Here is a 23,786-nt window from a genome sequence, read left to right as displayed (position 1 = left end):
GGTATGCGCAGCCCGATGCCCAGTTCGACAGCGCCGAGGAGGAAGGCGAAGACCGCGATCATGATTAGGGCCGCGGGCAGCGGGCGGTCGGAGCCGCCTCGGTGCACGGTGGAGGACGGGTCGACGGTCACCGGATCCGCCATCGCCTCTCCTTCTTCGCCGCTCCTTCTTCGCCGCTCGCGGCGTGCACGACGCGCACACCCCATGATGGCGCGCGGCACGGTGCGGTGACCATGGGCCTGGGTCCTGTGCGGGGAGGGGCGCACGTACCTGCTTGGAGTGGCGGCCCGCTGCGTTCACCTCCCCGGAGCGCCTTCGCCCCCTCGTGCTGACCTCCGCCAGAGGGGGTGAAGACGGTGAAGGGGGGTGAAGATACCGGGAGCAGACCTCCTCGCGGTCAGACGAGCAACGACCGGATCCCCTCGCGCTCAGGCGAAGCGAACGGTCTGCTGGATCCGCGTGCGCACGTCGAACAGCTCGGTGCCGCCGATCGTCCGGGATCCGGGTACGCCGGCGCGGAGCAGGGGGCGCAGGGCGCTGCGGCGCACGACCACGACGGTCGTGCCGCGGATCGCGCCGAGAGGCGTGGCCGCCTGCGCCAGGTCGTCGTCGGGGAGCACCAGGATCGCCCCGCCGAAGCGCACCCGCGCCGCGCGCGCGATCGTGCGCACCTGTGTCACGAGGGCGGTGATCGGTGCGCGGGACCCGGCGCCGGATGCGATGACCTCGCCGGCGCGGAAGCGCGCGATCTCGCCGAAGTCGGCCGACATCAGACCGTACAGCCCGCTCGGCCCGAGCACGATGTGGTCGAGGGTCTCGGGCGACGGGGCCTCGCCGCCGACCGTGGCCGCGCCGGCCGGGACGGCCACGTCGTGCCAGGTCGTGAAACCCATGCCCAGGTCCGCGACGGCGCGCGCGGTGTGCTCCTCGGCGAGGGCGTTCGCGAGTATCCGGCGCAGCTCGCGGGGGACCGTGCGCACGAACGCGGGGTCGTATGGATCCGGCACCTCGGATCCGGTCCAGGCATGCACCTGCGCGACGTAGTGACGCCGCCGGCTCGCGCCCGCCTCGCCGTAGGCCTTCGCACGCGGGCGTGTATCGGTGCGCGCGGCCGGAGCGCGCCAGCCGTCCCACGCGACCGCGTCGACGGCGAATCCGTGCCCGCGGTCGTAGGCGGCGCGCAGCTCCGGGGTGCCGACGAGCTCCCAGGCGCGCTGCACCTGGATGAACACGGTCGCGTCGCCGCCCGTGTCGGGGTGCGTGCGGCGCAGCTGCAGCCGGTAGGCGCGGCGCAGCTCGTCGTCGGAGACGTGCGCGGCGACGTCGAGCACCTCGTATGCGGAGGCCGAGAGCGGACTGTCGAACATCGCCCTCCTCGGGTGGTCTGCGGCGGTGGAGCAGCGGAGTACAGGGTATCCGGTCCGATGTCGGAGGCTGCTCGTAGCCTCGAGACGACGACGAGAGGATCCCCCATGGCGATGATCGACCCCGCGACGCCCACCGGCTACACGACCGTCGCGCCCTGGGTGGTGACCGACGACACCGGCGCGCTCCTCGACTTCATCACGGGCGCGTTCGAGGGGGAGGAGCTCGCCCGTGTGCAGACCGAGGACGGCTCGGTCGGGCACGGCGAGATCCGCGTCGGTGACACCGTGGTGCTCGCCTTCGACCGGCGTGACGAGTGGCCGGTGATGCCGAGCCTGCTGCGCGTCTGGGTTGCCGACGCCGACGCGGCATTCGCCCGGGCTCTGGATCGCGGCGCGACGGTGGTGACCGAGCTCGGCGACAACGCGTTCGGGCAGCGCGGCGGCCGTGTGAAGGATCCGTTCGGCAACATCTGGTGGATCACCGCCCAGGTCGAAGACGTGCCGGAAGAGGTCATGTGGCAGCGTCTGCAGGAACCGCGCTATGCCGAGAACATGCGGTATGCGCAGGAGTCGCTCGACGCCGCGCTGACCGGGTCGGCGTCCGGCTGGAGCAGCGCCCCGGTGCGTTCCGACGACCAGGGGTGAGTCCCCGGTCGCGGTGGGTCGATGTGGGAGCGCAGGCCTGGACCGCCGCCGGGTAGCATTCCCCGGGTGAGATCCCCGATGAGCCCGGACCATCCGCTGCAGCAGGACTACGAGGTGCGCTTCGACTGGGCGCGCGAGGGCCTGCGCTCGATCGCACAGGGGGCAGGCGTCATCGTCGTGATCGACGCGATCTCGTTCACGACGACCGTGGAGCGGGCCGTGACCGAGGGGCTCGAGGTGCAGCCGTTCCCCGGTACGCGCGTCGAGGCCGAGAGGATCGCCGCCGAGCACGGCTTCGGAGAGGCCCGCCTTGCGGGACCGCGCGGGGGAGCGGGGGTGACGCTGTCGCCGTCGAGCCTCACCGCCGAGAACGTCGCAGCCTTCGGTGCGACCCGAGCCGTGGTGCCGTCGTTCAACGGCTCGCGGCTGTCGGCGGCGGCCGCGGGGTTCGGTGTGCCGGTGCTCGCCGCATCGCTGCGCAACCGCTCCGCCGTCGCGCAGTGGATCCTCGACCATCAGCACGCCGTCGGGAGCCGGGTCAAGGTCGCCGTGGTCGCGGGCGGCGAGGTGCGCGACGACGAGACGGTGCGGTTCTCCGTCGAGGACATGCTCACCGCCGGCGCCGTGATCGATGCCCTGGGCGCGCTCGGCATTGACGCCTGCTCACCCGAAGCCGCCGCGGCCTGCGCCGCGTACACCGGCCTGGCCCGGGCGACCCGGCACCTGTTCACGGCCTCGTCGAGCGGCGTCGAGCTGCGTGACGAGGGGCAGGGCGCGGACGTCGAACTCGCCGCGCAGACGGATGTGTCCACGACGGTCCCGGTGCTCGTGGACGGGGTGTTCCGGGCGGTGGATCCGGCGGCTCGCGCCTGACCCGGTCCCCGCTCGTCCTCGATCCCCGATCCGCGGCTCATCCCCGATTCCGCCGCGTTTCCCTCCTCGTAGCGCCTTTCTCTCCCCGCAGAAGCGCCTCTCAGGGGAGGGGACGACGGCCAGGGGAGGGAAACGCATGGATGGGGGCCAGACTGGAGACACCCCGATCCGCCGAGGAGTAATCGCATGCCCGCCACTCTGACCTCGCCGTTGGACGAGGCCGCGCTCGGGCCCGACGTCCGGGTGGCCTCGCGCACGATCGACCGGTTCGCCCGGGCGCACGACGCCTCGCACTACCTGCTCGTGCCCGATGCGGTGCTCGTTCCCCAGGACGCGGCGGCCGTCGCCCGGGTCTTCGCCGCGGTGCGCGCGGCGGGGCGCAGCCTCACCTTCCGCTCGGGTGGCACGAGCCTCAGCGGACAGGGCGTGACGGGGGACGTCATGGTGGATACGCGCTCGGCGTTCCGCGGCATCCGCGTCGCCGTCGACGGCACCTGGATCGCCGCGCAGCCCGGTGCCACCGTGCGCCAGGTGAACACGCGGCTGGCTCGCTTCGGGCGCAAGCTCGGGCCGGATCCGGCGAGTGAGATCGCGTGCACGATCGGCGGCGTGGTCGCCGACAACTCGAGCGGCATGGCCTGCGGGATCGTGGAGAACTCGTACCGCACGATCGAGTCGATGCTGTTGGTGCTGCCCAGCGGCACGATCCTCGACACCGCCGCGCCCGACGCCCTGGCACAGCTGCGCGATCGAGAGCCCGAGATCGTCCGGGGTCTGCAGCACCTCCGCGACCGTCTGAGCGGGGATCCGGCCCTGAGCGCCGAGGTCGCGCGCCAGTTCTCGATGAAGAACACCATGGGATACGGCCTCAACTCCCTCCTCGACTTCGACGATCCGGTGCGGATCCTGGAGCACCTCGTGATCGGATCCGAGGGGACGCTCGCGTTCGTCGCGGAGGCGCGGTTCCGCACGATCCCGATCCAGCCGGCGATCTCGACCGGGCTGCTGGTGTTCGACACGCTCTCCGACGCGATGGCGGCGCTGCCCGGCCTGACTTCGCTCGGACTCGCGACGATCGAGCTCCTGGACGCGGCGTCGTTGCGGGTCGCGCAGGGACTGAGCACGGTGCCGGAGGTGATCGCGGGGATCGACGTGCAGGGGCACGCGGCGCTGCTGATCGAGGTGCACGCCGCGGATGCCGACGCGCTGGCCGCGGGCACGGCGGCGGCGCTCGCTCATGTCACGTCTCTGCCGCTCACGACCCCGGCACGCATGACCGAGGATCCGGTCGAGCGCGGGGAGCTCTGGACCGTCCGCAAGGGGCTGTACACGGCGGTCGCGGGAGCCCGCCCGTCGGGCACGACGGCGCTGCTCGAGGACATCGCGGTGCCGGTCGAGCGCCTGCTCGGCGTGTGCGAGGGCCTCACCGCGCTGTTCGAGAAGCACCGCTATGAGGGTTGCGTGATCTTCGGGCACGCGAAGGACGGCAACGTGCACTTCCTCATCAACGAGCGCTTCGACGATCCTGAGGCGCTGCGCCGCTACGAAGCCTTCACCGAGGACCTGGTCGCGCTCGTGCTCGCCCAGGGCGGCACGCTCAAGGCCGAGCACGGCACCGGGCGCATCATGGCTCCCTTCGTGCGCCGGCAGTACGGCGACGTGCTCACCGACATGATGTGGGAGATCAAGGGGCTCGTGGATCCGGACGGGATCCTCAACCCGGGCGTCGTGCTGTCGGACGACGCCGGCTCGTACCTCGCCGATCTCAAACTCGTGCCGACGGTGGAGGGCGAGGTCGACCGCTGCGTCGAATGCGGGTACTGCGAGCCGACCTGCCCCAGCAAGGACGTCACGCTCACCCCGCGGCAGCGCATCGTGCTGCGCCGCGACATGACGGCCGCCCTGCACCGCGGCGAGGTCGACGTGGCCGCCGAGATCGCGCGCGACTACGACTACGACGCCGTGCAGACCTGTGCCGTCGACGGCATGTGCGGGGTCGCCTGCCCCGTCGACATCAACACCGGCGATCTCGTGCGTCGGCTGCGGGCCGAGGAGGCGGGCCGGCTCGAACAGGGCGTGTGGAACGCCGCAGCCAAGGGCTGGGGCGCGATCACCCGTGGCGGCGGCTTCGCGTTGAACGTCGCTGACGCCCTGCCGGCACCACTCGTGACAAGCGTGACCAGGGCCGCCCGCGCCGTGCTCGGCGCCGACACCGTGCCGCTGTACGACGCGCGTCTCCCCGGCGGAGGAACGCGCGCGCTGCAGGCTCAGAACCCGGCCGATGCGGAGGCCGTGCTGTTCGGATCCTGCATCGGCACGATGTTCGGCGCGGAGCAGGACGCCGACGGCGTGCACGGCGAGGGATCGCGTGAGGCCGTGCGGTTGCTGCTGGAGCGGGCCGGGATCGCGTACGTCGTGCCGCCGGATGCGGGCGGGCTCTGCTGCGGCACCCCGTGGAAGTCCAAGGGACAGTTCGACGGCTACGCCACCATGACCGAGCGCGTGCTGCCGGCGCTCTGGGCAGCGAGCCGCAACGGTGCCCTGCCCGTGGTCTGCGACGCCGCCTCCTGCACGGAGGGGCTGCACGTGATGCTTGCGAAGGCCGTCGCGGAGCGCCCGGAATATGCCGCGCTGCGGATCGAGGATGCAACGACCTTCCTCGCGTGGGAAGTCCTGCCGAAGCTGACCGTGCGGGATCGGATCCATTCGGTCGCGGTGCATCCGACGTGCTCGACCACGCAGCTCGGCGCGAACGACGCCCTGCGCGCGCTCGCGGGCGCCGTCGCGGACGAGGTGTACGTGCCCGAGGGCTGGGGCTGCTGCGCGTTCGCGGGCGACCGGGGCATGCTGCATCCCGAGCTGACCGCGAGCGCGACCGCCGTCGAGGCGGCCGAGGTCGCGGCGGCCGGCGCCGATCGCGGTGGCTTCGACGCCTACGTCTCGGCGAACCGCACGTGCGAGCTCGGCATGAGTCGCGCGACCGGCCAGCCGTACCGGCACGTGGTCGAGGTGCTGGAGGAGCTCACCCGGCCCTGAGGAGGGCGGCGGGGACGAGGGGGGGCGTGGCGCCTCCGGCTCACAGTCCGCTGCAGTCGAGCCCGCGATAGACGCGGGGCGCGCCGTCGAGGGTCAGGGCCACCGTCCCCGCGCCGACGCCGAGGGGCGTCTCCTGCCCGATGCAGTCGATCTGCGTGACGCTCGCGCCCGTCGCCGGGACTGTCAGCGCGGTCTTGGTCGGCCACGGATCCAGCCAGAGCTCGGGCGTGGGGAACGTGCTGCCCGCAGGGTCGTGGTCAGCGTTCAGGATGTAGCCGTCGGCGCGGTTCCACAGCACGGCGAGTTCGCCCTCGGGGGTATCGAAGAGGAGGCCCTTGTTCTCCGGGTCCGCGAAGCTGAGCCAGCGGACGAACGTGGCGCGGTCGAGCAGCCGTGCCGCGTTCGCGTAGGCGAGCAGAGACGGCTTCGCGCTGGTGTCGCGGTTCATCAGCCCGTAGTGATACTCGGCGTCGGCGGGGTTCGCGATCTGAGGATTGCCGAGGACGCTGTCGTGGAACTGGTACCAGCACACGCAGCGGACGTCCTCGGCCTTCGCGAGCGCGAGGCTCAGGAACACGTTCTCCGCGGCGTGCCGGTAGGTGTCGTACCACCACGCGTTGGGTTTGGTGCAGGCGTACGCCTCGGTCATCCAGATCTCCTTCGGCCCGTACTGCGCGATGAGCGCCTTGAGCCGGCGGAGGCCACCGAGGAAGTTCCAGTAGGTGCCGTTCGCGCCCGCGTCCACCGGGCCCTGCGGCTCGTAGTCGGGGGTGAAGTTGCCTCGACCGGGGTGGAAGGCGATGCCGTCGATGAGGTCCCAGCCGCCGCCGGCGTGGAAGTTCTGCACCCAGGGCTCGTCCATGCCCGCGAGCCCGTTGTTCAGCAGCTTCAGCGACGCTCCCGTGGCGACCACGCGGTCGTGTACCGGACGCAGCGCCTTGTCGATGTACGCCTGTGCGGCGGTGCCGGTGTTGAAAGGGCGGTTCAGCTCGTTGCCGACCTCGAAGTACTCGGCGCCGGCCGCGACGGCGGTCGCCGTGTTCGTGTCCGCCCAGGCCGTCGCCTCGGCGGCGGTGGCTGTGAGCGAGGGCTGCAACTCGATGTTGTGCGACATGCCCCGGGCGTCGAAGGCGGAGGGCGGCAGCCCGGGCCCGCCGTCGTACGAGATCCGCACCCGGTCGACGCCGATGCTCTGCCAGAGGTCGAGCAGTGCGGTCGCCGAGGGTACCTGGAGCCACGGGTAGTTGGCCATGCCGAACATGCTGTCCGACGTCGCGGCGTGGTCCCGGGGCGGGACCGCCGCGAGGTTGGTGCGGGCGAACGCCTCGATCCCGCCGGAGACCGCCGCGACYTCGGTGACGAYGAAGCCGGATCCSGGYGCGGTCAGGGTGAAGSTSTGRTCGAGSRTTCCSGMGGCSGGGACGACSACGGMGACCGTCTGGCTCGCCAGCASGKTCCCGTTGAAGTCGCGCGCCCACCAGACCAGGTCGACCGCGCGATCGGTCGCCGCGCCGTTGGCGACCTGGGCGGAGATCGCGAGCTGCTGCCCGGCTGTCGTCCACAGCCCGAACGGCCGGTCCGTCCAGACCTCGATGCCGAGGTCCTGCGCCGTGCCGATCGAGGCGACCGCCGAGGGTCGCTTGTCGCTGAAGAAGAAGTCCGCCCGGCTCACGACGCTGCCGTCAGGCTGGGTCACCCCGGGCGCGTGCACCCAGGTGGAATTCGTCCAGGACTGGCGGGAGCGGTCGAGGATGAGCAGCCCATGCAGGGCGCCCCATGCCGATGTGTGCGCGACGCCGACCGCGTCCTCGAAGGGTATCCCTCCGCCGGCGTCCCTCTTCCACTCGGTGAGCGCGACGTAGCCGTCCGGCTCGGTGCTGGACACGATCGCCCGGCTGAACAGGAACCCGTCCGGGATGAAGGCACCGGATCCTGAAGCGTGCCACTCGAGCCGCGCATGGCGCGTGCTGATCGAGAACAACCCGTACACCGCGATCGGCCCGGCCGCGGCGGGCATCACGTAGTCCATCCGGATGGCGGGAGTGCCGTCGGCGAGCGTCACGAGCGTGGGCGTTCCGCCAGTGGAGACCTGAATGCCCGTCGCGGTGTCCTTGGTCTGGAACTTGGAGCCCTGCATCCGGATGACACCCGAGCCATCCCTGATCGCGACGCGCCCGCCGACGCTCGCGACGATGCTCACTCCGTCGGCACTCAGGGTCACGTCGCCCGCGGTCGCATTCGCGCGGATCGGGCTCTGGGCCGCCACCAGCAGTGCGCCCGCGGCGAAGGTGGCGCCCAGGAATCCTCGGCGCGTGAATCCCGCGCCGGCATCGTTCGGTTTCGTCATCGGATCTCCGTTGATCATGATAATGCGCATTAGCGCACGAACGGGTTTCAGTCTGATCCCTCTCCATGGTGGAAGTCAAGAAGACTTGCGCTTCGTGAAGATACGCATTAGCGTCGGGGCATCGCCTTGGTGATAGGCATTATCAGACGCGGAGGACGCACATGTCGGGGAAGACGGGCAAGACGACCCAGAAGGAGATCGCACGGATCGCCGGGGTCAGTCAGACGACGGTGTCTCTCGTGCTCAACGATCGGGACGGCACGAACGTCCGCATCCCGGAGGCCACGAGGGAGCGGGTGCGTCGCGCGATCGAGCAGACGACGTACGTGGCAGACCCCGCCGCGCGCAGACTCGCCGGGCTCGACAACAAGATCCTCGGCGTCTTCACTTACGAGTCCGCCCTGACCGCGGAGAGCATGGACTTCTACGGTCCGCTGCTCAACGGGATCGAACGCGCCGCCGAGCAGTACGACTGCGACCTCCTGTTCTTCACGAGCTCGCCCGTCGAGAACGGCTCGCGCCGCCTCTTCCACCGGAACACGCGGCTGCGCCTCGCCGACGGCTGCATCCTGCTCGGCCAGCACATGGACGGGGAGGAGCTCGCCCGTCTGGTCAGCGAGGGCTTCCCGTTCGTCGCGGTCGGACGACGCGACGAGGCCGAAGGCGTGCCCTACGTCGGGATCGACTACCGCGCGCTCACCCGCGATCTGATCGCACGGGCGGTCGAGCTGGGCCACACGTCCGCGGTGTACGTGCACGGCGATCGGGACACCCCGTCATCCCGCGACCGGCTCGCCGAGATCGAGGCGGCAGGTGCGGGCGGACCGCTGTCCTTCCGCTCGCTGCCCGAGGTCGGCGGGGATCTCGCCGCGACCGCGCGCACGATCGTCGAGAGCGGCGCGACCCTCGTGGTCGCCGAAGACGCCTTCGCCGCCGAAGACCTCGCGCTCGCCCTCGAGCGGCAGGGTGTCGCGCTGCCGGTACAGGTCTCCATCGCCGCGCTCGGTGAGGTGCAGAGTCACACCGTCAAGGGCCTGCGCCTCTCCGGCTTCCACACCCCGCGTCAGCGCATCGCCTTCGAGGCGCTGGGCCTGCTCAGGGAGCTGATCGCGGCCGACCCCGAAAGCGTGGGAACGATCGATCGGCAGCGCCTTCTGCAGGGGTCCCTCGAACCCGGCGAGACGCTGATGGCACGTCGGGCCGACGCATGAAGGAGCTTCGCGCCGACATCGCGATCATCGGAGGCGGGCTCGGGGGCGTCGCCGCTGCGCTGGCCGCTCTCGGCCGCGGCAAGCGCGTGATCCTGTCCGAGGAGTACGCGTGGCTCGGCGGTCAGCTCACCTCTCAGGCGGTTCCGCCGGACGAGCACATCTGGGTCGAGCAGTTCGGCGTCACGGCCCGGTATCGCGCGCTGCGCGAAGGGATCCGTGCGTACTACCGCTCCTTCTACCCGCTCACGGACGCCGCCCGCCGCGACCCGAGGCTCAACCCCGGACTCGGACGGGTGAGCAGGCTCTGTCATGAGCCCAGGGTCGCCGCCGCCGTCATCGAGCAGCAGTTGGCCCCGTACCTCTCCAGCGGCCGGCTCACCGTCCTGCAGCCCTACGTGCCGACGTCTGCCCTGGTCGCAGAGCACGTCGTCTCCTCCGTGACCCTTCGTCACGTCGAGGACGGCACGGAAGTGCAGGTGGAGGCCTCGTTCGTGCTCGATGCCACCGAGACGGGAGAGCTCCTCCCGCTGACGGGGACGGACTACGTCGCGGGGGCGGAGTCGCGCTCCGAGACGGGGGAGCCGAGCGCGCCGGAGCAGGCCGATCCCGGCAACCTCCAGGCGATCTCCTGGTGCTTCGTCTTCGACCATGTCGAGGGCGCCGACTTCACGATCGAGCGGCCGGCGACGTACGAGTACTGGCGCGAGTACGCGCCGGCCTTCTGGGGCGACCGGCTGCTCTCCTTCACCGCACCGCAGCCGCGCACGCTCGAGCCCGAATCCCGCACGTTCCACGTCAATCCGCCCTACGGCGATGATGGCGCGACGCCGGACCCCCGCGAGGATCCAGGCGATCTCGACCTGTGGGAGTTCCGCCGGATCATCGCCCGTCAGACCTTCCAGCCCGGCGCCTACGAGAGCGACATCGTCGTGGCCAACTGGCCGATGCTGGACTACCTCGACGGATCCGTCTTCGACGATCCCGACGCCGAGGCGCACCGCGCCGCTGCGAAGGAGCTCTCCCGCTCCTACCTGTACTGGCTGCAGACCGAGGCCCCGCGCCCCGACGGTGGCACGGGCTGGCCGGGACTGCGCCCGCGCGGCGATCAGACCGGCACGGCGGACGGATTCGCGCAGGCGCCGTACATCCGCGAGTCGCGTCGCATCCGGGCGGTCACCACCGTGGTCGAACAGGACATCTCGGTCGCGTCCCGCGGTCACGCCGGTCCGGCGACCTTCCCCGACTCGGTCGGCGTCGGCATGTACCGGATCGACCTGCACCCCTCGACGGGCGGCGACAACTACATCGATGTCGAGTGCGCACCGTTCGAGATCCCGCTCGGTGCGCTCGTCCCGGTCGACACGCGCAACCTCATCCCCGCCGCGAAGAACATCGGCACGACCCACATCACCAACGGCGCATATCGCCTCCATCCCGTCGAATGGAACATCGGCGAGTCCGCGGGTGAGCTCGCGAGCTTCTGCATCGACGAATCCACGCTTCCGAGACATGTGCTCTCGGACCAGGAACTGCGACAGCGGTTCCAGAGCCGGCTCGTCGAGTCGGGCATCGAGCTCCACTGGCCGGAGATCCTCGGCTACTAGCGCGTCCCTCCTATCAAGAAAGCCCCCCATGAACACAGCAAAGAAGCTGGTCGGCGCTGCTGCCCTGGCGACGGCCGCGATCGTCGCGATCACCGGATGCAGCGCCACCCCGACCGCCCCCGCGCCCACCACCGCCGCCCCGAACAGCGTCGCCCTCCGCATGACGGTGTGGACCTCGAACGAGGCGCAGCTCGCGCTGTTCGCCTCGATCGCCGACAGTTACAAGGCGACGCACCCTGAGATCAAATCCATCACCTTCGACAGCCTCCCGTTCGCGGACTACAACACGACGCTCACGACGCAGATCGCCGGTGGCAATGCCCCGGACCTCGCGTGGATGGGGGATCTGTCCAAGGACCTGATCGCGTCCGACGCCCTTCTGCCGCTCACCCCCACGCTGAAGGAGACCAAGGGGTGGGGGTACGACGATCTGCTCCCCAGTGCGACCGCGGAGTTCTCGAAGGGCGGGCAGCTCTACGCCTATCCGTTCTCGAACTCGCCGTACGCGCTCTACGTGAACAAGGATCTTCTCGCCGCGGCCGGCCAGTCCCTCCCTGCCTCTGGAGCGACCTGGGATGACATCTCGAAGATCGGGGCAGCGGTGAACGCCGCGACAGGGAAGGCGGGGTTCGTCATCCGCGACTTCGATTACTCCGCCTGGAACACCCTGGCCACGGTCTGGACCGGGTGGGGCGCGAGTGCCTGGAACGCCGACGGCACGAAATGCACCTTCGACGACGACAAGATGGTCGGCGCCTTCACCTTCTTGCACGACGCCGTCTTCAAGGACTCCGCCATGCCAGGCCCCGGCACCAAGGCCGACTTCTTCGCCGGCGACTCCGCGTTCACCGTCGCTCAGGTCTCCCGGGCCTCGCTGCTCACCGGCAACTTCGGATACGAGGTCATGCCGCTTCCCGCCGGACCCGCCGGGTCCTACTCGGTGATCGGGCAGGCGGGCATGGGAGTCCTCCGCACGAGCGCGCATCCGCAGGAGGCGAGCTCCTTCCTCGCCTATCTGACCGGACCGGAGAACAGCGCCAAGCTCTCCCAGTTCTTCCCCTCGGCGCGCAAGTCTCTGCTGACCGGCGAGAAGCTGGCGGCGAACAACACGAAGCTGACCGCCGAGCAGTTGCAGACGGTGGTCGTGGATCAGATCCCCGGTGCYGTCACCCTGCCGAATCACACCAGTCCTGCCGAGATCGCGCAGAAGGGCAAGACCGCCCTCGACGCGATGTGGAAGCCCGATGCGGACGTCAAGAAGGTGCTGGGCTCTGTCTGCTCGGCGATCTCCCCGCTCCTGGTGAAATGACGATGACTGTCAGCTCCACCATGCCTCGGGAGGCGTCACCGGACGCCTCCCGGGGCGCCGGAGGGCCGGATCCCGTGCGCAGGCGCGCGACCCGATTCTGGACGATGCGCCGGCGAGACGCAGCCGCGGGCTACCTCTTCATCGCGCCCCAGCTGGCGGGCGTCGTGCTGTTCGTCCTGATCCCGGTCGGCCTCGCGATCGTCTACAGCCTGAACAAGTGGAACATCTTCACCGGGCAGCTCAGCTTCGTCGGCGGGGCGAACTACGCCGCGCTCGCCGCGGATCCGCAGCTGCCGAGCGTGCTGGGTGCCACCGCGGTGTTCTCCCTCGGCGTCGTCGTCCTCAACATCGCTCTCGGGCTCGGCCTGGCCGTGATGCTCAATCGCCGTTTCCGAGGGGTGACGTTCTTCCGCACCCTGTTCTTCTCCCCGGTCGTGATCTCGGTCGTGGCCTGGACGCTGGTCTGGGGTTTCCTGCTCCAGGACAACGGCGGGATCAACGCCGTGCTCGCGCAGATCGGAATCCACGGCCCGAACTGGCTGCAGGAGGGGCCCACGGCAATGGGCGCCGTGATCGTGACGCAGGTCATCCGCAGCGTCGGGGTGAATATGGTGCTGTTCCTGTCTGCGCTGCAGGGGGTGCCCGGAGAGCTGTACGAGGCGGCGCGCATCGACGGGGCCGGCAGCCGCACGATCTTCACGCGCATCACGCTGCCGCTCATCTCGCCGACGCTGCTGCTCACGGGCATCATCACGATCGTGGGCGCGCTGCAGGCGTTCGCGCAGATCGCGGTGCTCACCGAGGGCGGCCCCGCCCTTTCCACGACGGTGCTCGTCTATTACGTCTTCCAGCAGGCGTTCACCTTCAACAACATCGGCTACGGCTCGACCCTCGCGCTGATGCTGCTCACGTTCGTGATGCTGCTCACCGTCTTGCAGTGGCAGCTCCGAAGGAGATGGGTCTTCTATGAGAACTGAGACACTCGCGGAACCGCAGCTGGCCGGACGGGCGACCCCCTCGCAGATCGTGACCCCTCGCCCCCGGCAGGGGCGGATCCTCCGCCGGATCGTGCTCTACGTCGCCCTCGGTGTGCTGGCGCTGCCGTTCGTCGTGCCGACGATCTGGATGGTCGCATCCTCGTTCAAGCCACTCGACCAGATCTTCGCCGCGCCGCCCACGATCTTCACCGCGTCGCCGACCTGGGACGCGTACGTGCAGGCGTTCGGGTTCCAGCCCTTCGCCCGCCAGTACGGCAACAGCGTCTACATCGCCGTCGTCGTGACGCTCATCGCGCTCCTGGTGTCGAGCCTCGCGGGCTACGCCTTCGCGCGCATCCGCTTCCCCGGGCAGAACGTGCTGTTCCTGGTCGTGCTGATCGGCCTGCTGGTGCCCGGAGAGGTGACGATCGTCCCGCTCTTCCAGATGTTCAAGAGCGTGGGGCTGATCAATACGCACTGGCCGCTGATCCTCGTGACGGCGCTCGCCGCGCCCTGCGTGCTGGCGACCTTCATCATGCGGCAGTTCTTCATCGCGCTGCCTGTCGAGCTGGAGGAGGCCGCCCGCCTCGACGGGCTCGGACGGCTGGCGATCTGGTGGCGGATCTGCCTGCCGCTGGCGAAGCCCGCCCTGTCCGCCGTCGCGATCCTCACCTTCCTGGCGTCCTGGAACCTCTATCTGGAGCCGACCGTCTACCTGACATCACCGGACCTGTTCACGCTGCCGCAGGCGCTCACGCGCTACACCGACGCATACGGCGGCGAGATGTGGAACACGCAGCTGGCCGCGGCGACCATGACGGTCGTGCCGGTGCTCGTGGTGTTCCTGATCGCGCAGCGGCAGTTCGTCGAGGGGCTGGCCCACTCCGGGCTGAAGGGCTGAGGGCTGAAGAGCGGAGACGGTGCGCGGCCGCGATCGGGTGCCGCTTCCGCAGGACTTCTGCAACTCTGCAGGATGATTCCGCGCGGATCATCCTGCAGAGTCGAATCCGTCCTTCAGGACTCGACCGGCGCGACCTCGAAATACAGGTCCGCGTGCAGCGCGCATCGCGGGTTGAACGCGGCCGCGCACAGGGGGCAGGCGGTGACTCCGAGGTACTCGCGGATCTCGAGCTCGTGGCCGCAGACGCCGCAGAGCACGGCCTTGGCGTCCTGCTCGGCGAGGGGCCACGGCCGGGACGGGTGTCCGGCCGTCTCCTCGTGGCAGAGGTGGCAGGGGTAGTACTCGCCGCAGCACGCGAAGCGGATCGCCACGACGTCGAGCTCGGTGCGGTAGTGCACGCAGCGGGTCTGCCCGTCGACCGGGCGGCCCTTGATCTCGACCTGCTCGATGCCCATGGCAACGATCCTAGGCAGGGTGCGTGTTCAGCCGCGGTGCACGTCCACGGGCACGATCATCGGCGTGCCGGCGACCGGATCCGGGATCACGACGGCTTCGAGGTCGAAGACCTCGCGCAGCAGCTCGACGGTGACGACGTCACCCGGAGCGCCCTCGGCGACGATGCGGCCGTCGCGCATCGCGACGAGATGGTCGGCGTAGCGTGTGGCGAGGTTCAGCTCGTGCATGACGACCACGACCTGCGTGCCGCGCTCGCGCGACAGCCGCACGAGCAGCTGCAGCAGCTCCACCTGGTGCGCGAGGTCGAGGTAGGTGGTGGGCTCGTCGAGCAGCAGGATGTCGGGCTCCTGCGCGAGCGCCATCGCGACCCACGCGCGCTGCCGCTGCCCGCCGGAGAGCTCGTCGATGGAGCGCTCCGCGAACTCCGTCATGCCGGTCACCTGCAGGGCATCGGCCACCACCTCGTCGTCGCGGCGGTCGCGCCCGCCCAGCCAGCCGCGGTGCGGGGTGCGACCGCGGTCGACGAGGTCGGCGACGCTGATCCCGTCGGGGGCGATCGGCGCCTGCGGCAACAGGCCGACGATCCGGGCGACCTCTTTGGTGGGCAGCTGCGAGATCACGGTTCCGTCCAGCAGCACGGATCCGCTGCGCGGCTTCAGCAACCGGGCGAGCGTGCGCAGCAGGGTCGACTTGCCGCAGCCGTTGCCGCCGACGATCATCGTGATCCCTGACGTGGGCAGGGCCAGGTCGAGGCCGTCGATGACGGGCGCGCCGTCGTAGCCGACGGTCAGGTCGTTCGCTTCGAGGGTGTGCGAGCTCATGCGCGCGTGCGTCCTCTCATCAGGAGCCAGAGCAGGAAGGGGGCGCCGATCGCGCCGGTGATCACGCCGACCGGCAGCGTGATCGGGAAGGCGTGCTGTCCAACCGCGTCGCCCGCGAGCACGATGATCGCGCCGAGGAGCGCGGAGACCAGAGGGAGTGCGGCGTCGCGCCGGACCAGCCGCAGCGCGATGGGCCCGGCCAGGAAGGCGACGAACGAGATCGGTCCGGTCAGCGAGGTCGCCACCGCTGTGAGCAGCACCGCGCACAGGATCAGCAGGATCCGGGAGCGCTGTGGGCGTGCGCCGAGCGCCGTCGCGGAGTCGTCGCCGAGTCGCAGCACCGGCAGCGTCCGCGCGGCCAGCAGGGCGACCACGAGCAGCACGGCGAGCACGGGAGCAGTCGGGGCGAGCTGGTCCCAGAGGCTGCGGCTGAGGGATCCGGCCATCCACACGGTCGCTTGCTCGGCGGCCTTGACGTCGGAGCGGGTGAGGACATAGCTGATCACGGCCTGGAGAGCCGCGGCGACGCCGATGCCGACCAGCACGAAGCACAGGCCGGAAAGGCCACGGCGGTAGGCGAGCGCCCAGATCAGCAGCGCGGTGGCGAGCCCTCCGGCGACGGCCGCGACGGCCACGACGAGCCCGGAGGCGCCGAAGAAGGAGATGGCAGTGATCGCCGCGGCGCTGGATCCGGCGCTGACGCCGATCACGTCCGGGCTCGCGAGCACATTGCGCAGCAAGGTCTGGAACAGCACGCCTCCGAGCCCGAACGCCGCCCCGGCCAGCAGCGCGCCGACCGCACGGGGCAGGCGCAGCTCGACCACGGCGAAGCTCACGCCCGGCACCGTCTGGCCGGTGAGCGCGCGCAGCACGTCGGGCAGGGCGAGGGTCTTCGCGCCGAACATGAGGGCTGCGCCGAACAGGAGGACCGTGACGACGGCGAGACCCGCGATGAGCACGGCGTCGCGGGCCTCGCGGTGGCGCCGAGCAGCGCGGAGCCGATCGGCGGGTGCGGACGTCGCGTCGGGTCGTGCGGTGTCGAGGACGGTCACAGGCCCACCGCCTTGCGCCGGCGCAGGAGCGCGATGAAGACCGGAGCGCCGATCACGCCGGTCACGATGCCCACTTCGAGCACACCGGGCCGAGCCAGGATCCGCCCGATCACGTCACAGACGAGCAGGAACGTGGCTCCGGCCGCGGCCGACAAAGGCACGATCCAGCGGTAGTCGCTGCCGACGAGCAACCGCACCGCATGCGGGACGGCGAGCCCGACGAACCCGATCGGACCCGCGAGGGCCGTCGCCGTGCCGCACAGGAGCACGACCGCGAGCACCGCGGTGAGCCGGGATGCGCCGACGCTCACGCCCAGCCCGCGAGCGACGTCGTCGCCGAGCGCGAGCGCGTTGAGTCGGCCGGAGCAGGCGACGGCGAGCACGGCACCCAGGGTGAGAAAGCCCCCGAGCTGCGCCAGCGTGGAGAACGACGCCGCTGTCAGGGATCCGACTTGCCAGAACCGGAAGCTCTCCAACGTCGACTGGTCGACGATGAGGATGCCCGTGATCACGGCCGTCGCGATCGCCGTGACCGCCGCGCCCGCGAGCGCGAGCGTCACCGGGGTCGCGCCACCGGGACTCGCCGCGGCGGCGCCGTAGCCGAGCACCACCGCCACGGCGGCGCCGGCGAGGGCGCACCACACGATCGCGAGCGGCGCCTGCCACCCGAACAGCGTCATGCCGAGCACCACGAACAGCGACGCTCCGGCGTTCACGCCGAGCAGGCCGGGGTCGGCGAGAGGGTTGCGAGCCATGCCCTGCATGAGGGCGCCGCCCATGCCCAGCGCCGCGCCGACCAGCAGTCCGGTGATCGTCGTAGGCACCCGGGAGAGCACGGCCGCCTGGTCCGTGGAACCGTCGGGGCGCAGGAACGCGTCCCACACGGCGCCGGGCGGCACGATGCGCGCACCCAGCGCGAGGGAGAGCCCGCTCGCGACGAGAAGCGCGACGAGGCACACGACGAGCGCCCACGTCGGGGACAGACGCACGCGACGGCGTGCCTCGGATCCCGGCGCGGGCGGCGTCGGTGCAGGGGCGAGGGTCATCAGGCCTTGGCGGCAGCCTCGCCGAGCATCTTCGCGTAGGTCGGCAGCGCCCATGGGATGGACAGCACGGTGGGCGCTGATACCGCCATCAGCAGGGCTTCGTCGTTCATGAGCGCGACGGAGCCCTTCTTCACGGCGGGGATCCGGCTCAGCAGCGGGTCGTTCTGAAGGGTGGACAGGTCGCCGCCCTGCACGTAGACCACCGCGACGTCGGCGTCGAGCTTGTCGGCCTGCTCGGCCGAGATCGTCGCGACGAAGCCCTTCTCGTTCTCGGCCAGGTCGGTGATGGACTGCGGCGTGGCGAAGCCGAGGTCGTTCAGGTACTGCACGCGGGTGTCGCTCGGCGTGTAGTACTGCACCTTGCCGAGATCCTTCGCGTCGACCCACATGACCATGCCGGTCTTGCCCTTCGCCGCGGGGTACTTCGCCATCTCGGTCGCCATGGCCTTCTCGGTGTCGGCGATCAGGGTCTTGGCCTCTGCGGACTTGCCGAGCGCTGCGCCGACCATCGTGGTGGAGTCGCGCCACGAGGTGCCCCAGGGCGTGCCCGGGTAGGCGACGGTGGGGGCGATCTTGGCGAGGGTGTCGTACTCCTGCTTGGTGAGACCGGAGTTCGCGCCCAGGATCAGATCCGGCGAGGTGTCCGCGATCTTCTCGTAGGGGATCCCGTCGGTCTCGTCGTGCAGTGGCGGAAGCTTCGCCTTGTCGGCGTCGATCGCGTCCTTCGTCCACTCCAGGTAGCCGTCGCCGTCCGCGTCGCCGAAGGTCGACTTCGGGATCGTGACCGGGATCGTGCCCAGGGCGATCGCGGCATCGAAGCTGCCCCAGCCGATCGTGGCGACGTTCTTCGGTGCCGATTCGATGACGGTCTTGCCGTAGACGTGCTCGATGGTCGCGGGGAAGGCACCGCTCGAGGATCCGGTTCCGGTCGTGCTGGGCGCGGACCCGGCGGAGCACGCGGACAGCGCGAGGGCGCCGGCGGTCAGGAGGGTGAGGACGGCCGCGCCACGGCGCAGACGGAGGGAGGGCATGGGATCTCCTCGAAGAAAGGCAGTGGGTAGATAGGTAAGCCTAACCTATCTGCCTGATCTGTCGAGAAGGGCCGGAGCCGCCTGCGCGGCGGGTGCTTCAGAGTCCGTTGAGCAGCCCCAGGCACGGCCCGATCACGACGAGCCAGGCGGCCGCGGAGATGATGAGCACGCCCACGCCGATGCCCCTGGTCTTCGCCCAGATCAGCAGCACCGCGCCCAGGATCAGCGGCAGTACGAGCGCGCCGATCGAGAACGCGGTTCCGAGGTTGRCGAGGCTGAAGAACAGCACCAGAGCGATCAGCATGGATCCGCAGCCGACCGCGGTTCCGACGCCGATCCCCGCGCCGAAGCTCAGTCCCGAGCGCGGTGGTGGTCCGCCGGCCGGACCGGCATACGCCGCGTAGCCGCCCGGCGCTGCGGGGGTTCCCGACGCTCCCGGATATGAGCCCGGCGCGCCGGGATAGGCGCCGGGCGCGGCGCCCCCCGAGGGAGGACCGGTGGGCGCCACCGGATCGGGCGGCGGAACCACCGTCCGAGCCGGAGGGATCTCGGCGCCCCCCGGAGGGATCGCGTCGCCCGTCGGTATTGGGCCGCCGAGCGGTGGGGCGAGGGGAGGGGCGGCCGGCTCCGGGAGGGGTGCCTGAGGAGGCGCGGGCGGACCGGGCGGTGCAGGTGCGGGCGGTGCCGCCGGCGGGCTCGGCGGCGCGGGTGGCCGGGGCGGGCCCGGCGGCTGCTCGGGAGCGCCGGGTGCGGGTGCGGGAGGATCCGGCTGGACCACCGGCTGCTCCGGATCCGGTTCGGACGGGTCCTCAGGCGTGCTGTTCACTCGGGATCCTCCTTGGGATGAGCGGGAAGGCGCCTCGCCGCGCCTTCCAGACGATGCGGGCGAGCAGGAGCGGGATCGTGACGATGAGGAACAGCTGCGGTCGGGTCAGGCCGAGCCAGGCGACGTCGTTGCCGCGCACGAACTCCACGAAGAAGCGGAAGATCCCGTATGCCGCGATGTATAGCGTGAGGGTCTCGCCGGCGGCGATGTCGCGGTGGCGCAGYCAGAACCAGAGCAGGCAGAACGCGGCCGCGTGGAACGCGATCTCGTAGATGAAGCTCGGGTGCAGCGGCACTCCCGCCGTGGATCCGACCCGCGCGGCGGCCGCGGGATCCAGCACGATGCCCCAGTCCGCACCAGTGGGGGTGCCCGGCCGCTCGGTGAACAGGCAGCCGAACCGGCCGATCGCCATCGCGATCGCGACCGCCGGGGCGAAGAGGTCGCCGCTGCGCTCGCGGTAGCCGACGATCTTCTTGGCGACGTGCACGCCGAGCCAGGCTCCGACCAGGGCGCTCAGGATCGAGGCGTTGCCGTGCGTGAGCTGCGAGACGAGGTCGCGGTTCTTGGTGAGGTCGATGTGCTGAGCCCAGGTGCCCAGACGGCTCAGGATCGCTGCGCCCAGCAGCGCACCGAGCACGAGATATGCCACCCGCGGATCCGTGACGCCCCGCCGGCGACGCTCGATGAGGAACACGATCCCCGCCGCGCCCAGTCCGAGCGCGACGAAGAACCCGTGCGTCTCGAGCGGAGGCGCCCACGGTCCGAGCAGATCCTGCAGCGTCGGGAACATCAGAACCGCCCGATCCAGAACATCACCCAGAACGGGGTCGCGACAGCGGCGAGCACAGCGAGAGCAGAGAGATAAGCGAGCACGAGGCGGGTATCGCCGAGCTTGCACCTCGAGCGCAACAGTCCCTGACGGCGGGCGCGCGCATATCCGGCGATGGCGACGAGCGCGAAGCCCAGCACGGCGATCGGGCCGAGCAGGCACGCGATGAGCGCGATCGTCGTGAACACGCACAGCCGCAGGGGATCGAACGGCGGCGCGGCGGATCCGACGGTCTCGTCGTAGCGGTTCAGGCCGGACAGGTCGAGCTCACCGGGCGCGCCCGTCGGGCCCTCGCCCTGAGGGGCGGAGGACGGATCCGGAAGCGCAGCGGACACGGGTCAGTGCCCCACCGAGAGCGGCAGCCGGGCGCGGTCCCCGACGTCGACGCCCGCCTCTGAGGCGGCGCCGCCGGCGCGAGCACCCGCGGATCCGGTCGCTGTCGAGATGCGCGTGCGGGAGAGCGGCGCCCACGCCTGCACGGCGCAGAACGGCGCGCACTGGTGCGCCGACGTCTGCTCGTTGACCGTCGCGACATGCACGCAGCACTGCGTGAGGCGCTCCTCGATCATGGTGTTGATGTCCATGAAGGGCTTGACCGTGATGCGCTTGACGCGTTCGCCGAGGAACTGCCTCAGCCGCTTGTGCTGCCCGGGCAGCGCCGCGGTGGCGAGCTTGGTGAGCGTGCCGATGCCGAGGTCGCAGCCCGTGCAGATGTCCTTCCAGAGGGATCCGATCGAGGGGTGCGACAGCGACGACTGCTCGCTGAGCAGGTCGAGCAGCGACTGCTTGACCGAGTCCTTCAGCTTCTGATTGATGCCGCTGTCGGCGATGCGGTTCGCGATCAGATCCGGGTTGAGGTCGAGGAACTCCTTGAGCCGGTCGTGCCCGACGAGCTTCGTGAGCGAGTTCCAGGATCCGGAGTCGTCCTTGAGCAGGTAGCCGACCGAGCAGCAGTGCGGGTGGCTACAGGGGAGCGCGGTGAGATCTTTCCAGGTGACCTCGCCGTCGGTCTGCGGCTCGAGCCGGGCGAGCACGCCCGTGTGCGTGAGACGGTCGTGCGGGTCGATCCCCGCCGAACGGCCGGATCCGAACACGGGCTGGATCGTGACGCCGCCCACGTAGGGCGTCTCCATCGCGCGACGGATCACGGCGCCGATCTCGCCGTCGTTCACGCCGAGGGCTGCGGTCATGGTGAGGGTCGTGAACACCCCCGCCTCGCTGAGTCGTGCGAGCGCGCGTTCCTTGAACCGGCGGATGTCCGCGCCACGGTGGTAGGCGGACGCCCCGGCGCTCTCGCCGTCGTACTGCAGGTAGACCTCGACCCGCTCGCGGTGCTTCTTGAGCGTCGCGACGAGTGCGTCGTCCTGCGCGATGCGCAGACCGTTCGAGTTGAGCAGGATGCGTACGATCGGGCGCGCCACGAGGTGCTCGAGCAGCTGCTCCAGCCAGGGGTACAGGGTCGGCTCGCCGCCGGAGAGCATCAGCACGTCGATGCGATTGTTCTCCTTGGCGAGCCGGGCATCGACCGAGGCGAGCACYTCCGCGAGCGGGGCGATGGCGCTCGCCGCAGGGCTGGAYTCCGCGAAGCACGTSGGACAGCGCAGATTGCAGTGGTCGGTGAGGTCCTCCAGCAGGATGCAGGTGTGCTGCGTCTGCATCTCGGGCAGGCCGTCCTCGTAGGCCGAGGGCACCGGTTTGAAGTTGCCCGCGAGGTCGGGTTCGTGCACTTTCGTCGGTGCGGTCCACTGCTCGAGGTAGGTGAGGATCTCGGCSGACTCGTCGTASAKCGTGCGCTGCAGTCCGTGCTCGGGRCAGCCTCGCTCGAGCCAGACGCGSTCGCCKCGCACSGCCAGCCAGCCGCTCAGCCGRCGGACATCCGCGAGCGGACGTTCCGGATCCTCTTCATGGCACGTGGGGCAGAACGCGTTGACGTAGCGGTGCACGCGGTAGTCGCGCAGGGGCTGTCCGGATCCGGCGGTCTTCGCGCGGACGGGGGCTCCCGCCGCACCGGGGCCGAAGCCTGCCGGGTTCTCCACGGTGGGGGTCATGCGCTCACCCTAGCGGCCGGGTGGTTCCGTGTCGGGGGTGCGGACGGGGCGTGTGGATAACCGCGCGGTCGCGAAGTCTGATCGTGCGGCGAGGACGTTCGTGCCGGATGTATGCGCACACAGGAGCGGAGGGCCGCCCGCAAGGACGGCCCTCCGCAGTGAGGATTTCAGCGGCGCTCGACGGCCTTCGCCACCGCGCCTGCGGCAAGCAGGAACAGTCCGGCGAAGAGCAGGAACGGGTCGTAGAACCCGGTCTGCGCGAGAGAACCCGTCCTCGCGGTGGCTGCGTGCAGGCTGCGCACGGCCCCGTTCAGACCGTGCGTCACGTGAGACACGACCTGAACGCCACCGTCACCGGCGGCCGGGGTGGTTCCGCCATTGCTGGTTCCGGGCGTGCCCGGAGTTCCGGTGCCCGGGGTGCCCGGAGTTCCGGGAACGGTGGGCAGGCCGGGCAGCGATCCAGTGAGCCCTCCGATGACGCCGGGGAGGGATCCGGTGATCCCTCCGATGACGCCCGGGAGGGATCCGGTGACTCCGCCGATGACGCCGGTGACCACCGGAACGGTTCCGGTCACGCCGCCGATGACGCCGCCGAGGTTCGGCAGGCCCGGGAGGGTCCCGCCGTTGCCCGGGGTGCCACCGGTTCCGGGAAGACCCGGGATCGTGGGCAGGCCGGGGACGGTGGGCAGCCCCGGAAGGCTGCCGGTGATTCCGCTGAGGACGCCGCCGAGGTTGGGCAGGCCGGCGCCGGGGTTCGGCTCGCCGGGGAGGACGCCCGCGAGGGCGCCCGTCAAGCCGCCGAGGTTCGGCAGACCCGGAAGGATCCCGCCGTTGCCCGGGGTTCCCGGGTTGCCGGTTCCGGGGAGGCCCGGGAYGGTGGGCAGGCTGGGCAGGTTGCCGGTCAGTCCGCCGAGGATCCCGCCGATGTTGGGCAGGCCCGGGAGGGTTCCCCCGTTACCGGGGGTTCCGGGGTTGCCGGTTCCGGGGAGRCCCGGGATGGTGGGCAGGCTGGGCAGGTTGCCGGTCARTCCGCCGAGCGCACCGGTGATGGCACCGATGGGCAGGTTGGGCAGGCCCGGGAGGGTGCCGCCGTTGCCGGTTCCCGGGAGGCCCGGGATCGTGGGCAGACCGGGGACAGTGGGCAGGCCGGGCAGGTTGCCGGTCAGTCCGCCGAGGATCCCGCCGATGTTGGGCAGGCCCGGAAGGGTCCCTCCGTTGCCCGGGGTTCCCGGGTTGCCGGTTCCCGGGAGACCCGGGATGGTGGGCAGGCTGGGGACGGTGGGCAGCCCCGGAAGGCTGCCGGTGATTCCGCTGAGGATTCCGCCGAGGTTGGGCAGCCCCGGGAGGGTTCCCCCGTTACCGGGGGTTCCCGGGTTGCCGGTTCCCGGGAGACCCGGGATCGTGGGC

19 protein-coding genes and 1 pseudogene are annotated in these 23,786 nt (G+C 70.6%); 8 read left to right on the top strand and 12 right to left on the bottom strand.

Annotation, left to right across the window (positions count from 1 at the left end):
• Positions 1-428: 428 nt before the first annotated feature.
• Positions 429-1,367: a J domain-containing protein gene (locus AC1DMN_RS17100; RefSeq protein ID WP_477230049.1), complete on the bottom strand. Its 939-nt coding sequence runs from the start codon at positions 1,365-1,367 to the stop codon at positions 429-431.
• A gap of 105 nt (positions 1,368-1,472) precedes the next feature.
• Between AC1DMN_RS17100 and AC1DMN_RS17095 the strand changes: the two genes are divergently transcribed.
• The 3 genes from AC1DMN_RS17095 (at position 1,473) to AC1DMN_RS17085 (ending at position 5,921) form a co-directional block, all read left to right on the top strand.
• Positions 1,473-2,012 carry a VOC family protein gene (locus tag AC1DMN_RS17095; RefSeq protein ID WP_477230050.1) on the top strand — a complete coding sequence of 180 codons (540 nt, stop codon included), beginning with the start codon at positions 1,473-1,475 and terminating at the stop codon, positions 2,010-2,012.
• 66 nt (positions 2,013-2,078) lie between these two features.
• Positions 2,079-2,885 carry a 2-phosphosulfolactate phosphatase gene (locus tag AC1DMN_RS17090; RefSeq protein ID WP_477230051.1) on the top strand — a complete coding sequence of 269 codons (807 nt, stop codon included), beginning with the start codon at positions 2,079-2,081 and terminating at the stop codon, positions 2,883-2,885.
• Positions 2,886-3,071: 186 nt separating this feature from the next.
• The gene (locus AC1DMN_RS17085; RefSeq protein WP_477230052.1) at positions 3,072-5,921 is read left to right on the top strand and encodes an FAD-binding and (Fe-S)-binding domain-containing protein; all 2,850 of its coding nucleotides are present in this window, start codon (positions 3,072-3,074) and stop codon (positions 5,919-5,921) included.
• A gap of 40 nt (positions 5,922-5,961) precedes the next feature.
• Here the strand turns inward: AC1DMN_RS17085 and AC1DMN_RS17080 are convergent, their stop codons facing one another.
• A complete protein-coding gene (locus AC1DMN_RS17080; protein ID WP_477384652.1) occupies positions 5,962-8,268 on the bottom strand; it encodes a hypothetical protein in 2,307 nt (768 codons plus the stop codon).
• Between the two features lie 161 nt (positions 8,269-8,429).
• On the opposite strand from AC1DMN_RS17080, the gene AC1DMN_RS17075 reads away from it, so the two are divergent.
• From AC1DMN_RS17075 to AC1DMN_RS17055, 5 genes are read left to right on the top strand one after another with little or no spacing between them, the layout of a single operon-like run.
• On the top strand, positions 8,430-9,479 hold the full coding sequence (locus tag AC1DMN_RS17075; protein ID WP_477230054.1) for a LacI family DNA-binding transcriptional regulator: 1,050 nt from the start codon (positions 8,430-8,432) through the stop codon (positions 9,477-9,479).
• Entirely contained in the window at positions 9,476-11,083 is a 1,608-nt protein-coding gene (locus tag AC1DMN_RS17070; protein ID WP_477230055.1) for an FAD-dependent oxidoreductase, read from the top strand. The genes AC1DMN_RS17075 and AC1DMN_RS17070 overlap by 4 nt, the downstream gene beginning before the upstream one ends.
• Positions 11,084-11,111: 28 nt before the next feature.
• On the top strand, positions 11,112-12,392 hold the full coding sequence (locus AC1DMN_RS17065; protein ID WP_477230056.1) for an ABC transporter substrate-binding protein: 1,281 nt from the start codon (positions 11,112-11,114) through the stop codon (positions 12,390-12,392).
• Positions 12,389-13,369, top strand: coding sequence for a carbohydrate ABC transporter permease (locus AC1DMN_RS17060; RefSeq protein ID WP_477230057.1), 981 nt, complete (start codon positions 12,389-12,391; stop codon positions 13,367-13,369). The genes AC1DMN_RS17065 and AC1DMN_RS17060 overlap by 4 nt, the downstream gene beginning before the upstream one ends.
• Complete coding sequence (locus AC1DMN_RS17055) at positions 13,359-14,270, top strand: carbohydrate ABC transporter permease (protein WP_440732627.1); 912 nt, start codon at positions 13,359-13,361, stop codon at positions 14,268-14,270. Before AC1DMN_RS17060 ends, AC1DMN_RS17055 begins: the two co-directional genes overlap by 11 nt.
• Positions 14,271-14,383: 113 nt before the next feature.
• On the opposite strand, the gene AC1DMN_RS17050 is transcribed toward AC1DMN_RS17055, so the two are convergent.
• The 10 genes and pseudogenes from AC1DMN_RS17050 to AC1DMN_RS17005 form a co-directional block, all read right to left on the bottom strand.
• Positions 14,384-14,725, bottom strand: coding sequence for a CHY zinc finger protein (locus AC1DMN_RS17050; RefSeq protein WP_477230058.1), 342 nt, complete (start codon positions 14,723-14,725; stop codon positions 14,384-14,386).
• A 27-nt stretch (positions 14,726-14,752) separates the two neighbouring features.
• Complete coding sequence (locus AC1DMN_RS17045) at positions 14,753-15,547, bottom strand: ABC transporter ATP-binding protein (RefSeq protein ID WP_477230059.1); 795 nt, start codon at positions 15,545-15,547, stop codon at positions 14,753-14,755.
• Positions 15,544-16,599, bottom strand: a complete 1,056-nt coding sequence (locus AC1DMN_RS17040; protein ID WP_477230060.1) for a FecCD family ABC transporter permease — start codon at positions 16,597-16,599, stop codon at positions 15,544-15,546. The genes AC1DMN_RS17045 and AC1DMN_RS17040 overlap by 4 nt, the downstream gene beginning before the upstream one ends.
• Entirely contained in the window at positions 16,596-17,645 is a 1,050-nt protein-coding gene (locus AC1DMN_RS17035; RefSeq protein WP_477230061.1) for a FecCD family ABC transporter permease, read from the bottom strand. The genes AC1DMN_RS17040 and AC1DMN_RS17035 overlap by 4 nt, the downstream gene beginning before the upstream one ends.
• The gene (locus tag AC1DMN_RS17030; RefSeq protein ID WP_477230062.1) at positions 17,645-18,676 is read right to left on the bottom strand and encodes an iron-siderophore ABC transporter substrate-binding protein; all 1,032 of its coding nucleotides are present in this window, start codon (positions 18,674-18,676) and stop codon (positions 17,645-17,647) included. The genes AC1DMN_RS17035 and AC1DMN_RS17030 overlap by 1 nt, the downstream gene beginning before the upstream one ends.
• 97 nt (positions 18,677-18,773) lie before the next feature.
• Positions 18,774-19,205, bottom strand: a complete 432-nt coding sequence (locus tag AC1DMN_RS17025) for a hypothetical protein (RefSeq protein WP_477384650.1) — start codon at positions 19,203-19,205, stop codon at positions 18,774-18,776.
• Positions 19,206-19,485: 280 nt separating this feature from the next.
• Entirely contained in the window at positions 19,486-20,292 is an 807-nt protein-coding gene (locus AC1DMN_RS17020) for a prolipoprotein diacylglyceryl transferase (protein ID WP_477384648.1), read from the bottom strand.
• A complete protein-coding gene (locus AC1DMN_RS17015; RefSeq protein WP_477230064.1) occupies positions 20,292-20,666 on the bottom strand; it encodes a hypothetical protein in 375 nt (124 codons plus the stop codon). Before AC1DMN_RS17015 ends, AC1DMN_RS17020 begins: the two co-directional genes overlap by 1 nt.
• 3 nt (positions 20,667-20,669) lie before the next feature.
• Positions 20,670-22,379, bottom strand: a complete 1,710-nt coding sequence (locus tag AC1DMN_RS17010; protein ID WP_477384646.1) for a radical SAM protein — start codon at positions 22,377-22,379, stop codon at positions 20,670-20,672.
• Between the two features lie 167 nt (positions 22,380-22,546).
• A pseudogene (locus AC1DMN_RS17005) lies at positions 22,547-23,786 on the bottom strand (hypothetical protein); the annotation flags it as partial.

This window comes from Microbacterium sp. 01T413_2, assembly GCF_056398985.1.
This window is presented reverse-complemented; position numbering and strand designations above follow the sequence as displayed.

Bases quoted from the DNA above. Each gene is read 5' to 3' on its own strand.
- AC1DMN_RS17100 (WP_477230049.1), bottom strand. From the start codon at position 1,367: ATGTTCGACAGTCCGCTCTCGGCCTCCGCATACGAGGTGCTCGACGTC.
- AC1DMN_RS17095 (WP_477230050.1), top strand. From the start codon at position 1,473: ATGGCGATGATCGACCCCGCGACGCCCACCGGCTACACGACCGTCGCG.
- AC1DMN_RS17085 (WP_477230052.1), top strand. From the start codon at position 3,072: ATGCCCGCCACTCTGACCTCGCCGTTGGACGAGGCCGCGCTCGGGCCC.
- AC1DMN_RS17075 (WP_477230054.1), top strand. From the start codon at position 8,430: ATGTCGGGGAAGACGGGCAAGACGACCCAGAAGGAGATCGCACGGATC.
- AC1DMN_RS17070 (WP_477230055.1), top strand. From the start codon at position 9,476: ATGAAGGAGCTTCGCGCCGACATCGCGATCATCGGAGGCGGGCTCGGG.
- AC1DMN_RS17060 (WP_477230057.1), top strand. From the start codon at position 12,389: ATGACGATGACTGTCAGCTCCACCATGCCTCGGGAGGCGTCACCGGAC.
- AC1DMN_RS17055 (WP_440732627.1), top strand. From the start codon at position 13,359: ATGAGAACTGAGACACTCGCGGAACCGCAGCTGGCCGGACGGGCGACC.
- AC1DMN_RS17050 (WP_477230058.1), bottom strand. From the start codon at position 14,725: ATGGGCATCGAGCAGGTCGAGATCAAGGGCCGCCCGGTCGACGGGCAG.
- AC1DMN_RS17045 (WP_477230059.1), bottom strand. From the start codon at position 15,547: ATGAGCTCGCACACCCTCGAAGCGAACGACCTGACCGTCGGCTACGAC.
- AC1DMN_RS17035 (WP_477230061.1), bottom strand. From the start codon at position 17,645: ATGACCCTCGCCCCTGCACCGACGCCGCCCGCGCCGGGATCCGAGGCA.
- AC1DMN_RS17030 (WP_477230062.1), bottom strand. From the start codon at position 18,676: ATGCCCTCCCTCCGTCTGCGCCGTGGCGCGGCCGTCCTCACCCTCCTG.